Annotated in this window: 13 protein-coding genes; 12 read left to right on the top strand and 1 reads right to left on the bottom strand. The window is 32.6% G+C overall.

Features of this window, described 5'->3' with window-relative positions; genetic code table 11:
* The first annotated feature begins 68 nt into the window (after positions 1–68).
* From CAB05_RS14860 to csrA, 8 genes are read left to right on the top strand one after another with little or no spacing between them, the layout of a single operon-like run.
* Positions 69–482, top strand: coding sequence for a TIGR03826 family flagellar region protein (locus tag CAB05_RS14860; RefSeq protein ID WP_088001143.1), 414 nt, complete (start codon positions 69–71; stop codon positions 480–482).
* A gap of 46 nt (positions 483–528) precedes the next feature.
* Positions 529–798 carry a flagellar biosynthesis anti-sigma factor FlgM gene (gene flgM / locus CAB05_RS14855; protein WP_088001141.1) on the top strand — a complete coding sequence of 90 codons (270 nt, stop codon included), beginning with the start codon at positions 529–531 and terminating at the stop codon, positions 796–798.
* 24 nt (positions 799–822) lie between these two features.
* Entirely contained in the window at positions 823–1,311 is a 489-nt protein-coding gene (locus CAB05_RS14850; protein ID WP_088001139.1) for a flagellar protein FlgN, read from the top strand.
* 24 nt (positions 1,312–1,335) lie between these two features.
* Positions 1,336–2,850 carry a flagellar hook-associated protein FlgK gene (gene flgK, locus CAB05_RS14845; RefSeq protein ID WP_088001137.1) on the top strand — a complete coding sequence of 505 codons (1,515 nt, stop codon included), beginning with the start codon at positions 1,336–1,338 and terminating at the stop codon, positions 2,848–2,850.
* A gap of 6 nt (positions 2,851–2,856) precedes the next feature.
* The gene (flgL, locus tag CAB05_RS14840; RefSeq protein WP_088001135.1) at positions 2,857–3,768 is read left to right on the top strand and encodes a flagellar hook-associated protein FlgL; all 912 of its coding nucleotides are present in this window, start codon (positions 2,857–2,859) and stop codon (positions 3,766–3,768) included.
* 58 nt (positions 3,769–3,826) lie between these two features.
* Complete coding sequence (locus CAB05_RS14835) at positions 3,827–4,405, top strand: DUF6470 family protein (RefSeq protein ID WP_088001133.1); 579 nt, start codon at positions 3,827–3,829, stop codon at positions 4,403–4,405.
* 10 nt (positions 4,406–4,415) lie between these two features.
* On the top strand, positions 4,416–4,862 hold the full coding sequence (fliW, locus tag CAB05_RS14830) for a flagellar assembly protein FliW (protein WP_088001130.1): 447 nt from the start codon (positions 4,416–4,418) through the stop codon (positions 4,860–4,862).
* Between the two features lie 4 nt (positions 4,863–4,866).
* Positions 4,867–5,088, top strand: coding sequence for a carbon storage regulator CsrA (csrA, locus tag CAB05_RS14825; protein WP_088001128.1), 222 nt, complete (start codon positions 4,867–4,869; stop codon positions 5,086–5,088).
* A gap of 57 nt (positions 5,089–5,145) precedes the next feature.
* Here the strand turns inward: csrA and nagE are convergent, their stop codons facing one another.
* Positions 5,146–6,501, bottom strand: coding sequence for an N-acetylglucosamine-specific PTS transporter subunit IIBC (nagE, locus tag CAB05_RS14820; protein ID WP_088001126.1), 1,356 nt, complete (start codon positions 6,499–6,501; stop codon positions 5,146–5,148).
* A gap of 379 nt (positions 6,502–6,880) precedes the next feature.
* On the opposite strand from nagE, the gene hag reads away from it, so the two are divergent.
* From hag to CAB05_RS14800, 4 genes are all read left to right on the top strand, one after another.
* On the top strand, positions 6,881–7,711 hold the full coding sequence (hag, locus tag CAB05_RS14815) for a flagellin Hag (protein ID WP_088001124.1): 831 nt from the start codon (positions 6,881–6,883) through the stop codon (positions 7,709–7,711).
* A gap of 120 nt (positions 7,712–7,831) precedes the next feature.
* Positions 7,832–10,726, top strand: a complete 2,895-nt coding sequence (locus tag CAB05_RS14810) for an IPT/TIG domain-containing protein (RefSeq protein ID WP_088001122.1) — start codon at positions 7,832–7,834, stop codon at positions 10,724–10,726.
* A 182-nt stretch (positions 10,727–10,908) separates the two neighbouring features.
* Entirely contained in the window at positions 10,909–12,129 is a 1,221-nt protein-coding gene (fliB, locus tag CAB05_RS14805; protein WP_088001120.1) for a flagellin lysine-N-methylase, read from the top strand.
* A 16-nt stretch (positions 12,130–12,145) separates the two neighbouring features.
* The gene (locus CAB05_RS14800) at positions 12,146–13,219 is read left to right on the top strand and encodes a glycosyltransferase family 2 protein (RefSeq protein WP_088001118.1); all 1,074 of its coding nucleotides are present in this window, start codon (positions 12,146–12,148) and stop codon (positions 13,217–13,219) included.
* Positions 13,220–13,258 lie beyond the last annotated feature (39 nt).

The following is a 13,258-nucleotide window of genomic DNA, read 5'->3' as shown; positions in this document are numbered from 1 at the left end:
AATGACTTAATTTTATGGTTCATTTTGCCGATATAAACAATGATACATCGGAAAATGAGGTGAAATGAATGGGAGAAATACGTAATTGCCCAACTTGTAATAGCTTATTTGTTAAAACAAATTTAAGAGATGTATGTGAAAATTGTTATAAAGCTGAACAAAAACAATTTGATACAGTTTATAGTTTTATTCGTAAAAGTGAAAATCGAAAAGCAACCATAGATGAAATTGTAACTGCTACAGAAGTAGTGGAAGAATTAATTATAAAATGGATCCGAAATGGAAAACTTCGTGTAACTGGCCTCCCAAATTTGGGATATCCATGTGATAAATGTGGAACACTTATTCAAAAAGGATCTATTTGCACAGACTGTTCAACTGGATTAAAAAAAGATTTATATAAAGTTGAAGAAGAAAGAAGAAGAATTGAAGAGTTACGAAAAAGAGATAGAGCAACTTATTTCTTTGATGATAAGAAGTAATAAGATGTAAAGAAGGTATGAAACGATTGACAATGAGGTGAAAAAAATGAAGATTAACTCTAACTCTACAGGTATTGATCGAATTCAATTATATCAAAATCAAATAAACAAGATTGAAAATGACAAACCGAAACAAAAAAGTGCGGACAAACTAGAAATTTCCTCTCAGGCAAAAGATCTTCAATTAGCTGCTCAGTTAAAGTCAGAACGTGAAGAACGTATTCAACAAATACAAAAGCAAATTGAAGAAGGCTCCTACAAAGTACAACCATCACTTGTAGCCGAGAAGATGCTTCAATATTTCAGCAAGAACTAACAACTAGAAGGAAGAAGGATCGGCATGAATACATCTTTTTTACTTACTACACTCCAACAACAATTAGAAGAATACACAGAATTATATAAATTGTCAGTTGCAAAAACTGAATTAATTAAGAAAAATGACATATTAAATTTAAATGAAATCATTAATAAAGAAGCGAAATATTTATTATCACTTGATGTTTTAGAGAAGAAAAGAGTTGAAGCAGTTTACGCTGTTTTAAGTGGACATGAATGGAGTGGGGATCTCCCTACTCTTTCGGATTGTCTGAACGTTGTTTCAAATGAAGAAGCTACTAAGCTACTAAATATGCAATCTGAATTAAAAGTAATCATAGAAGAACTTAAAGAAAGAAATTATTTAAATCAAGAGCTTATCTATCAATCTATGCAGTTTGTATCTTTGTCGTTGTCCATGTTGAAACCAAAACAAACAGCACCAAATTACGGTCCGACTTCTAAACAACAATCACCAAAAATAGATACATTATTTGACTCACAGATATAGATAAAATTAGGGGGTTCCAAATCTATGCGCCCAACATTTATGGGATTAGAAACTGCGAAAAGGGGTATGTATACCCAACAAAGTGCCCTAAGCGTATTAGGACACAACATAGCAAATGCAAACACTGAAGGTTATACTCGTCAACGTGCGAATATGCAACAAACTTCACCTTTTCCAGGTCCAGGAATGGAAAGACCATATATACCAGGTCAAATTGGAACAGGTTCTGAAGTCACTTCAATACAAAGAATTAGAGAATCTTTTTTAGATATTCAATATCGTAATGATAATAGTCAATTAGGATATTATGCTAGTCGTAATGATGCTCTACAAAAAATGGAAGATATTATGAATGAACCTTCTGAACAAGGTCTTTCAAAAACATTAGACCGTTTTTGGCAATCTCTTCAAGATTTATCATTAAACCCATCTAACTCAGGGGCAAGAGCAGTAGTTTTAGAACGAGGTAAAGCCGTTGCTGAAACGTTTAACTATTTATCTACTTCTTTAAAAACTGTTCAAAACGATCAAAAAAATCAAATAGAGGTTGAAACAAAAAATATTAATTCGCTTCTAAATCAAATTCAAAACGTAAACCGCCAAATTGCTGACGTGGAACCTCATGGTATGTTACCTAATGATTTATACGACGAGCGCGATCGCTTAATCGATAAATTATCTAATTTAGTAAATATCAAAGTTACGTATTCATCAAGCGGAGGACATTCATTACCAACAGCTGAAGGGAAAGCAACGATTGATTTAGTTGCTGAGGATGGAACGGTAATTGAATCTGGTCGTGTAATTGATGGAATAGATATAAAAACAGATCCAAAATTCCTAAAGGTAAACTATGATTCAACGACGGGATTAGTGGACACTGTTTCAATTGGAAATAATATAATTGACGTTGAAAAATTTAATGGGATGGGTAAGCTTAATAGTTTAATCAAATCATTCGGTTATTTAGATAGCACAAATGCACAAGTAGGTTTATACCCTGAAATGTTAAAAAATTTAGATGATATTGCAAATACCTTTGCGACTACATTTAATACAGTCCATGCAGGTGGAATTACATTAGGTGATGTAAATGGTGGAAACTTCTTTGGTTCAAGTGCTGGTCCAATTAATGCAAGTAATATTAAGGTTCTAATCACTAATATCAATGATATCGCTGCTGGATCAACTACTAGTGATGGAGACGGCAAAAATGCCTTATTATTAGCAGATGTAATGAGAAGAACAGACTTATCTATTGGTACTACGACTAATACAAGTATTACAGCTTTTTACCAAGGTATTATTGGTGGAATGGGTGTACAATCTCAAGAAGCAAATAGATTAATGACAAACAGTGGCATCTTAGTTGATTCGGTTGATCAACATCGAAAATCTGTAAGTAGTGTTTCACTTGATGAGGAAATGACTGATATGGTGAAATTCCAACATGCATATAATGCTGCTGCACGAAACATCACTGTAATTGATGAAATGCTTGATAAAATAATTAATGGTATGGGTATAGTTGGGAGGTAATGATTAATGCGCGTTACGCAAACGATGATTAGCAATAATATGCTTCGAAACTTAGGCTCTAGTTATTCTAAACTAGATAAATACAATGAACAGCTTGCGTCAGGTAAAAAAATTAGCCGTCCTTCAGATGATCCGGTAATTGCTATGAAAGGTATTTATTATCGATCAGATGTTACGCAAGTTGAACAATATAAACGTAATTTATCAGAAGGCTATATGTGGATTGAATCTAGTGATGATGCACTTGATAAAGTAACGCAGTCGCTTCAACGAATGAGAGAACTAGCTGTTAATGGGGCAAACGAAACAAATAGTGTAAGTTCCCGTCAAGCTTTAGCAGCTGAGATTAAACAGCTAATTACACATGTTGGCTCAGTTGCAAATACTCAAGTTGGAGATAAGTATATTTTTAATGGATTAAATACAACTCAGCCACCAGTTAATATGACTGTAAATACAGCTGCTGATGGCCAAATTTCATTAACTGGAACATTTCCGGATGGGACAACGTATAATCCGTTTAATGTAGAGGTTTCTAGAGGGGTAAGTGTTTCGGTAAATACTGACCCAAATAATATGTTTGATCAAACGACACTAGATAAATTAGTTGCTCTTCATAATGGTTTACAAACTAATAATACAACTGTAATAAATAATGGAATTTCTGATTTAGATTCAATTTTGAATAACGTTTTAACAGCTCGAACAAAAATCGGTGCTACGGAAAATCGTATTGACATGATTGATGACCGTTTAGGTACGCAAGAAATAATTGCAAACCGTATTATGTCAGATAATGAAGATGCTGATATAGAAAAAGTAATAACAGATTTAAAAACCCAAGAGAGTGTGCACAATGCAGCACTAGGTGTTGGTGCGCGTATTATTCAACCATCATTATTAGACTTTTTACGTTAAGCTATCAGTTATTTGATAGCTTTTCTTTTAGAATGATGAAAGCGAAAGGATGAAAAGAATGCATTTTCCTCAAATACGTTTAGAATCTACTTTTGCAAAAATAGGGCTACAAATTGAGAAACCAATTCTTGATTTTCAACAACCAAAAGCGGAAATAACTATAGATCAAGAAAATGCAGAAATGCAAATTGAAAGAGTATCACCTACTTTAGAAATGGATTCATATGAAGCAAGAGCAGATATTGATTTGAAGAGTGTGCGTCGTCGAATTGAAGATGCCTTTAACGATGGATATCAAGCTTGGTTAGATGGTCTTGCAAGAGTATCTCAACAAGGTGATCAAATGATGAAAGTTCAACACAATAAGAATGCAATTTCTGATATAGCAAAAGAAAATAGTAGCAATCCAGTTTATGGTTTTAATATCACTTTTTTACCTAGATATGGAAGCTTTAAAATGTCTTATGATCCAGGTAGTCTAGAAATTAATTGGACAACTCATGAAAAACCAAAGATTGAGGTTAATCCTCAAAAAGCAATTACGAATATTACGCCTGGTAAAGTAAGTACTTATATGGATACTTGGAATGATTTAAAAATAGATTATACTGGCATTACAATAGATCAAAAAGGATAAGGTGGAAGTTATGAATATTCAAACAAAATATCACGGAGAATTAGTTGTTCAACAAGAAGATATAGTAACCTTTCCTAACGGAATTCCTGCATTTGAAGATGAAACGAAATTTGTTAATTTACCTCTTCAAAATGGAACACCTTTTTCAATTCTTCAATCTGTTCAAACGCCAACATTAGCATTTGTTATTGGTGAAGTGTTTACTTTATTTCCAGACTATGAAATTGAATTAACCCAAAATGCGATTGATGTATTAAAGATAGATGAACCAAAAGATGCAATAGTATATTGTATCATTACGGTTAAGGATCCATTTGTTAATTCTACTGCGAATTTACAAGGACCAATTGTAATCAATACATCAAATAAAATTGGTAAACAAGTTGTACTAAACCAACCAAACTATAAAACGAAGCATGAACTAGTTGGATCTCCAGCTTTCGCTCAGGAGGGTTAATTGTATGTTAATACTAACAAGAAAACTTAAAGAAGCGATAATGATTGGTGACGATATTGAAATTTCCATTGCTTCAATTGAAGGAGATCAAGTTAAACTTGCAATTTCTGCGCCGAAACATATTGAAATTCATAGGAAAGAAATATATTTATCCATTAAAAAGGAAAATCAGGAAGCTGCGACTGGTTTAATCGATATAAATAATATTTTTAATCAAAAAGAGTAGAGACTAGTAAAAGTTTCTACTCTTTTTCTAAATTTAGATATTGAATTTGGTAAATTTTTATTTTAAAAATTTCTTAATATCTTCTGCAACAAATTCAACATTCGTGCCGATAATAACTTGTAAACTAGATGAACCAAGTCTTAGTACACCAAGCGCACCTACTTTTTTAATAGCTGCTTCATCTACTTTACTTGTGTCTACAAGCTCTAATCGTAATCTTGTTGCACAATTATCAACGGAAACGATATTTTCAGCACCGCCCAATGCGTTTACATAACTTTCTGCAATTCCTGTGTTGTTTGAAGAGATTTCTTCAGCCAATGTATCTTCGTCCTCACGTCCAGGTGTTTTCAAATCAAACTTCTTAATAAAGAAAACAAAGACAAAGTAATAAATGACCCCATAGACCAAGCCTTGGAGTAATAGGAGTAATGGTTTTGTGGCGATGCCATAGTTCAATAGATAATCTATTGCTCCAGCTGAGAAAGTGAATCCATCATGAATGTCTAACAGATTCGCAATATACAGTGAGCTTCCAGTTAATAAAGCATGGATGAAATATAAAACTGGAGACAAAAACATGAATGAGAATTCAATAGGTTCAGTAATTCCAGTTAAAAACGAAGTAAACGCTAAACTAATCATTGCACCTAATACGACTTTTCGATTTTCTTTTTTAGCTGTAGTTGCAATTGCCAGTGCCGCCGCAGGTAATCCAAACATCATAATAGGGAAGAAACCTGCCATATAAATTCCCGCGCTTGGATCATTAGCAAAGAAACGATTTAAGTCACCTGTTACGCCATTAAAGTCTCCAAAAACGAACCAGAAAATATTATTTAAAACATGGTGTAAGCCAAGCGGAATTAATAATCTATTAAAGAATCCAAATAATCCAGCTCCAACTGCACCTAAATCAATCATATTATTTCCGAACGTATTTAACGCATCTTGAATTGGAGGCCAAACATAGCCAAATAATCCAGCTAGAATAAACATTACTGCTGCTGTCACGATTGGAACGAATCTGCGGCCACTAAAGAATCCTAAAAAGTCCGGTAGTTTTACTTCTTTAAAACGATTATATAAAAGTCCAGCAATCACCCCGGATAAAATACCTCCGAGAACACTCATATTAATATCTTTATCAATTACTTTCGCACCTTCAACTAAAATAAAATACCCTATGGCACCTGATAATCCGGCTGCCCCATTTTGATCTTTTGCTAAGCCAACCGCAACACCAATCGCAAATATTAGAGCTAAATTTGAGAAAACTGCATTACCAGCTGCAGCCATAAAAGGTATGTCCAGTAAATCTCCTTGACCAAACCTGAGTAATAATCCAGCCGCCGGTAGTACTGCAATTGGAAGCATCAATGCCTTCCCTATTCGTTGCAAGAACTTTAACAAAGTAACTCCCCCTTTTTACAAGATATTTGAAGCAAAACTTTTAATTACTTCATGACCAGTCTATGTGACAAAAACATAGTTAGTACAAAATAGAGGGTAAAAAAATAAGGATAAACACCTATTTTTAAGAAGTTAAGTCTTAAAAAAAAATAAAAAACGTAGTGGTATTAAGGTTTTGTTCGAATTACCCTTAGGATAATAGTACCAATTTAGATTTTGTCGAAAAATCTATTAGCAAAAATGACTAAAGTATATAAAAAAAACGTCGATATAATTTGTGTAAGGAACTTAAAAAGAGAAGCTCGAGATTTTCTAATAGGTTCTAATAATAATGGTGTTCACAAGGAAGTGAACCTACACATTCAAGGAGGAAATTAAAATGAGAATTAATCACAATATCGCTGCTTTAAACTCACACCGTCAATTAACTTCAAACAATGCAACAGCTAGCAAAAACATGGAGAAATTATCTTCAGGTTTACGTATTAACCGTGCTGGTGACGACGCTGCTGGTCTTTCAATCTCTGAAAAAATGCGTGGACAAATTCGCGGTTTAGAAATGGCTTCTAAAAACTCTCAAGATGCAATCTCTTTAATTCAAACTGCTGAGGGTGCTTTAAATGAAACACACTCAATTTTACAACGTATGCGTGAATTAGCAGTACAAGGTGCAAATGATACAAACGTTACAACTGACCGTACGGCGATCACTAACGAATACACTGAATTAGCTAATGAAGTAAATCGTATTAGCGCTCAAACTGAGTTCAATACTCAAAAATTACTTGATGGAAATCCTGCTGTAGCAACTACAGGTTTAAATTTCCAAATCGGTGCAAATACAGGACAAACATTAAACCTTAAAATTGGTGCAATGGATTCAGCTTCATTAAAAGTTGACACAGGTTCAGTTCAATTAGATACAAATGCAAATGCAACAGCTGGTATCGCAAAACTTGATACTGCTATCGAAACTGTATCTGCAGAGCGTTCTAAACTTGGGGCTAACCAAAACCGTTTAGAGCACACAATTAATAACTTAGGTACATCTGCTGAGAACTTAACTGCTGCGGAATCTCGTATCCGTGACGTTGATATGGCAAAAGAAATGATGGAATTCACTAAGAACAACATCTTAACTCAAGCTGCTCAAGCTATGCTAGCTCAAGCAAACCAACAACCACAAGGCGTATTACAACTTCTTCGTTAATCTTTAAAAGAGCGAGCATCCTATTTTGGGATGCTCTTTTTTTAGAATTAAAAACTAGTACAAATTACATGTTTCAATGAAGGGTTATCTAACTAATTCCTTAATGGAAGGGGCGAAATTATGAGTAAAATTTGGAAAATTAGTAGTGTTTTAGTGCTGATAAATGGGATTTTATTTCCATTTAGCACTACGAATGCAGCGGCTACCAATTATGTTACAGCAAATCGAACTGTAACACCTTCACCACTATTGTCGAATGGTGAGGCAGAAGTAACATTAAATATAACAGGTACACCACCAGTAAATGTTGTAAAACCGAATGATGTTGTACTAATTATGGATAAATCAGGTAGTATGCAAACAGATAATCGTTTTAAAGCAATGATTGATGCTTCAAAAAGTTTTGTAGATTTAATCGATTTTACAAAACATCAAGTTGGTGTTGTAGATTTTAGTTCAACTACAAGTACATTTGGGTTAAACACGGATCCAAATTCCGTTAAAAATTATATTGACTCAATTGCAATGGGTGGAAGTACAAATACAGGGGAAGCTATTAACCAAGCAATAAATCTTCTTAGTAATCATCGTACTGACGCTCAGCCTGTTATCGTATTATTAACTGATGGTCAAGCAAATTCGTATGATGAAGCAAAACAAGCAGCACAAGCAGCTAAGGATGCAGGAATTGTATTTTATACGATCGCACTATTAGGCCCAAATGAAGACCCGCTTACAAGCGCACCTAATTTACTTTTAGGTGAAATGGCAACAACACAGCAGCATCACCATTTTGTACTGGGTTCAGTAGGGTTAGCAGACGTATATAAAGCAATCGTTCAAGAAATAGGTTTAGCAAGTGCATATGATGTTGAGATAACTGAAACAGTCTCTCCTCAATTTGAGATAGTTCCAGGTTCATATAATTCTAGTATTCCACAACCTACAGTTACAGGAAACACTTTAAAATGGAATATACAAGAATTGAAAAACAATACTTTGCAATTAAAATACAAAATTCGTTTAAAACAAGGTCAGCAAGTAGGAACTTATAGTGTTGCTAATTACTCAACAATTACCTATAAAGATTATGCAGGGTCGAATAGAGCGTATACTATTGAAAATAGTAATTTACAGGTTAAACACCCAGCACCAATAGTCACTTCAATTGATCCAACGAAAGGTAAGGCTCAAGGTGGAGAAACAGTCACGATAAAAGGTGATTTTTTCCGTCCAGGAGTAAAAGTATTATTTGGTTCAAACGAGGGAACAAATGTTAATGTATTGGATCAAAATACAATTACAGTTACTACTCCTCCTGGTAATCAAGGGAATGTTGATGTAACTGTTAAGAACGATGATAATCAAAGTGCGAAAATTAATTTCGCATACTTTGCTGATCCCGAATTCACTTCAATAACGGTAAATAAGGGTCCGTTTTTAGGTGAGAATTCAACAATTATTTATGGGAAATATTTCATGCCTGGAATTAAAGTTATGTTTGGTTCTAACAAAGCAGAGGTAAATTATATAAATAGTACACAACTTAATATAAAAGTACCAGCAGCAACTGTAGAAGGATTAACTAGTATTTCATTAGAAAATCCAGACGGTACTCATTTAACTTTGAATGATGCATACACCTATGATCCACCTATTAAAACAGATGTGCAGTTAGATTCGATTTCTCCTGCAGAGGGTCCATTAAGTGGAGGAACAATTGTTACTCTAACTGGGAAGAATATTGATCAGAATGTAAAAGTATACGTAGGAACACAATTGATTCCATTAAATATGTATTATTCTAAAATTGGTGCTCGTATAATAATGCCTGCTAGTACTATTGCGGGTTCCGTAGATATTACATTAGAAAATCCAGATGGAACACGTTCGACTTTAACTAATGCTTTTACTTATATCGCACCACCACCAGCAAAAGCACCAGTAATTACAAGTATTAGTCAAATTGAAGGTTATCTTATTGGTGGAGATATTATTTATGTAAATGGTGAAAATTTTGTTAGTGGCATAACTGCCAAATTAGGAAACGTAAATGCTCAAGTTTTAAATTTTTATAACGATAAGCAAATCCGAATAAAAGTTCCAACAGGAGCCCAATTAGGGAGTGTAGATCTTACACTTACAAATCCAGATGCTCAGAGTGGGTCATTAGCAAATGCGTATACTTATATTGAACCACCTAAACCACCGGCACCTACAATTACTGCTATTACACCGAATAATGGCACAAAAATTGGCGGAGATATAATTAATATAGATGGAACTAATTTCGTCAATGGTTTAACTGTTAAGTTTAATGGTGTAGATGCAAAAATTCTAAATTACTATAGTGCAACAAAAATTCGTATTCAAGTACCAGCTTCTTCAATTATAGGTGCTGTAGATGTTACTTTAACGAATCCAGATGGCCAAAGTGTAACGTTATCACAGGGATATACGTATACGGTGGCACAACCAACTATTACTAGTCTTACACCAAATAATGGAGCATTAGCTGGTGGGGAACTTATTTATTTAAATGGAACAAACTTCTTTTCAGGTTTAACCGTAACTGTTGGTGGGAAAAATGCACCAGTAGTGAACTTTTATTCATCAAGTAGTATTCGAATCCAAATTCCAGCAGGTACATCTGCAGGTACTGTACCAGTTGTACTAACAAATCCGGATGGTACAACTGCAACAACAAGTTATACCTATAATGCACCACCAGCTATACCAGCTCCTACTATTACTAATTTAACGCTTAGTACTGGAACAATCATTACTTCTCAACAAGTTCAAGGAGGAACTATAATTTACTTAAATGGTAAAGATATGGTTTCAGGAGTTAAGGTGGATGTTGGTGGAACGATTGTAACACCGTTGAATTTTTATAATAGTACAAGTATTCGCTTTAGAGTGCCATATAGCTTGCCTGCAGGAACAACCAATATCAAGATAATTAATCCTGATAATCAAATATCAAATGTAGTTGCTATAAATTATATTCCTTAACTAGTTCATTTATAGTAGGAAATTAATTGTAATATAAGTACTATAGTCCATTATTTAAAAGTATTATTGAGTTATAGTAAAAATAGAAAAGTTAAGAGACTTGAGAATAATAACTTCTCAGTCTCTTTCTTTGTTAATTCGATATTAAATTAATAGATTAATATTTTTAGGGGATGACATCAATGGGAAATGTTCAAAAACAAACATTAATACCAGAATACATGAAACATTTTTCGTGTATCGGTTCGGAGTGTGAGGACACTTGTTGTAATGGGTGGACAATAAATATAGATAAAAACACTTATAAAAAATATAAGAATTTAAGTTCACAAAAAATTAAGGATGATATAAACAAAAATATAAAAAGAAATAAGAAAAATAGTTCGGAGGGATTCTATGCGGAATTTCCTATTGGAGTAAATGGCTGTTCTATGCTATCTGAAACAGGGTTATGTCGTATTCACAGTGAATTAGGCGAAAGTTACTTGTCAAATACTTGTACGATTTTTCCACGTTCGATTAATAAAGTAAATAATGTATTAGAGATTGGCGCATCCCTCTCATGTCCGGAAATAGCAAGGTTAGTTTTATTAAATCCTAAAGGTATTGATTTTGAGATGACAATAAAAGATGATAACACAAGAGGATTTACCTTTAATAATATTAATTCAAATCTAGATAAATTTAAACTATTTTGGGATATTCGATCTTTTGCAATTTTTATTTTACAAGACAAAAGATATAGTGTAGATGATCGTTTAATAAATTTAGGTATGTGGATTAGTAAGTTAAATGAAGTTGTTGAATTAAATAGTGAGGAAAAGCTTTTAGAGAATATTAATTCGTTTAAAGAAACGTTAAATAACCAAAATTTAAAAAATTCATTATCGAAAATCAAACCTAATTATGATCTTTATACGAAAATCTGTTATGAAATATTATCTATCAGAAAATTATATAGATTAGAAAGTAGACGTTATATTGAGCTTTTAAACGAAATTTCTGAAGGTTTCGATATAAATGGAGACACACTTCCAGATGATTTTGGCGAGATGATTTTTGGTATAAAAGAAAAGTATTATAATCCATATTTTAAAGATCATGACTATATCCTGGAAAATTATTTAGTAAATGAAGTATTTACTGATTGTTTCGGTAAGGATACTTCAAAAATATTTGAAGAATTTATTGTTTTAGTAATTAAGTATTCTTTGATTAAACTACACCTTTATGGAATTGCCTCAAAATATAAAGAGTTAAATGACGAACTCATTGTTTATGTCATTCAATCATTTTCAAAATGTATAGGGAAATTTAATGTATATTTAAAAACTATCCTCGAGTTATTAAAGAAAAATGAATTAAATTCATTGGCTCATATGGCAATTTTAATTAAGGGTTAGTAAGGGGATAAGAAGAATGTCAAAAATCTCTTTAGTAATGATTGTAAAGAATGAAGAAGAATATCTAGGCAGATGTTTAAATAGTATTTATTCTCACGTTGATGAAATTATTATAGTGGATACCGGGTCTAGTGACAAAACTATTAATATTGCCGAGTCATATGGTGCAAACGTGTATCATTACGAATGGACAAACGATTTTGCACAGGCTAGAAATTATGCATTAGAAAAATCCAGCTCTGAATGGAATATTGTATTAGATGCAGATGAGTATATTACATCTAACATAGAAAGCCTTAAAGAATTTATTGAAAAAAATAAAGAAAAAAACGTTATTGGAAAAGTAATAATAAATAGTAAAACCATCTCAGACGGAGAGATAAAATATACTCGTTCATTGGTTTCTAGAATTTTACCTAAAGGTGTTTATTTTACTGGAAGAATACATGAACAAGTAAATATAGATTTTCCCAGAAAAAATACTGAAATAGAAATTCATCATGATGGATACTTACTTTCAAATAAAACTGATCGTAATTTACCCTTATTATTACTTGAGTTAAAAGAGGATGAAAATGACGGGTATATACTATATCAAATTGCAAAGCAGTATTCATTACAAAACAAATATGAATTAGCTTTAAATTTCTATAGGAAATCTTATGAGAATACTAGTTATTCTGATAATTATTTTGCGTTGATGATAGTAGATTATTTGTATTCAATTAATTCATCAAAACAATTTGATTTAGGTTTAAATCTCATAAAGAAAATACAAAACTATTTAATAAATAGTACTGACTTTCATTTTGTCTGCGCCCTATTCTATATGGAATTAGTTTTCAGTGATATAAACAAATATATTCAATATTTTCATAATATAGAGCATGAATACATGAAGTGTTTAGAAATCGGTGAGCGAAATAATACAGATTGTGTTGTTGGCACTGGATCATTTTTGGCTCAATATAACTTAGGAACATTCTATGAAGCTTCTAATCAAATAGAAAAAGCAAAGATGTGTTATATGAAAGCTATTGAACATGGATACCAAAAGGCAGAAGAACGTTTAAAAATGTTAAAAAATTAAAAATAAATAAATTAATCCCTGAAATAACTAAGGAAAAAT

The organism is Gottfriedia solisilvae, assembly GCF_002128405.1.
Classification (GTDB): Bacteria; Bacillota; Bacilli; order Bacillales; family Bacillaceae_G; genus Gottfriedia; species Gottfriedia solisilvae.
The sequence above is the reverse complement of the archived record's forward strand: the minus strand, read 5'-3'. Positions and strand labels throughout refer to the sequence as shown.

What these genes read in the sequence shown, in the direction of transcription:
- CAB05_RS14860 (WP_088001143.1), top strand. Translation starts at nt 69, where the DNA reads ATGGGAGAAATACGTAATTGCCCAACTTGTAATAGCTTATTTGTTAAA.
- flgM (WP_088001141.1), top strand. Translation starts at nt 529, where the DNA reads ATGAAGATTAACTCTAACTCTACAGGTATTGATCGAATTCAATTATAT.
- CAB05_RS14850 (WP_088001139.1), top strand. Translation starts at nt 823, where the DNA reads ATGAATACATCTTTTTTACTTACTACACTCCAACAACAATTAGAAGAA.
- flgK (WP_088001137.1), top strand. Translation starts at nt 1,336, where the DNA reads ATGCGCCCAACATTTATGGGATTAGAAACTGCGAAAAGGGGTATGTAT.
- flgL (WP_088001135.1), top strand. Translation starts at nt 2,857, where the DNA reads ATGCGCGTTACGCAAACGATGATTAGCAATAATATGCTTCGAAACTTA.
- CAB05_RS14835 (WP_088001133.1), top strand. Translation starts at nt 3,827, where the DNA reads ATGCATTTTCCTCAAATACGTTTAGAATCTACTTTTGCAAAAATAGGG.
- fliW (WP_088001130.1), top strand. Translation starts at nt 4,416, where the DNA reads ATGAATATTCAAACAAAATATCACGGAGAATTAGTTGTTCAACAAGAA.
- csrA (WP_088001128.1), top strand. Translation starts at nt 4,867, where the DNA reads ATGTTAATACTAACAAGAAAACTTAAAGAAGCGATAATGATTGGTGAC.
- hag (WP_088001124.1), top strand. Translation starts at nt 6,881, where the DNA reads ATGAGAATTAATCACAATATCGCTGCTTTAAACTCACACCGTCAATTA.
- CAB05_RS14810 (WP_088001122.1), top strand. Translation starts at nt 7,832, where the DNA reads ATGAGTAAAATTTGGAAAATTAGTAGTGTTTTAGTGCTGATAAATGGG.
- fliB (WP_088001120.1), top strand. Translation starts at nt 10,909, where the DNA reads ATGGGAAATGTTCAAAAACAAACATTAATACCAGAATACATGAAACAT.
- CAB05_RS14800 (WP_088001118.1), top strand. Translation starts at nt 12,146, where the DNA reads ATGTCAAAAATCTCTTTAGTAATGATTGTAAAGAATGAAGAAGAATAT.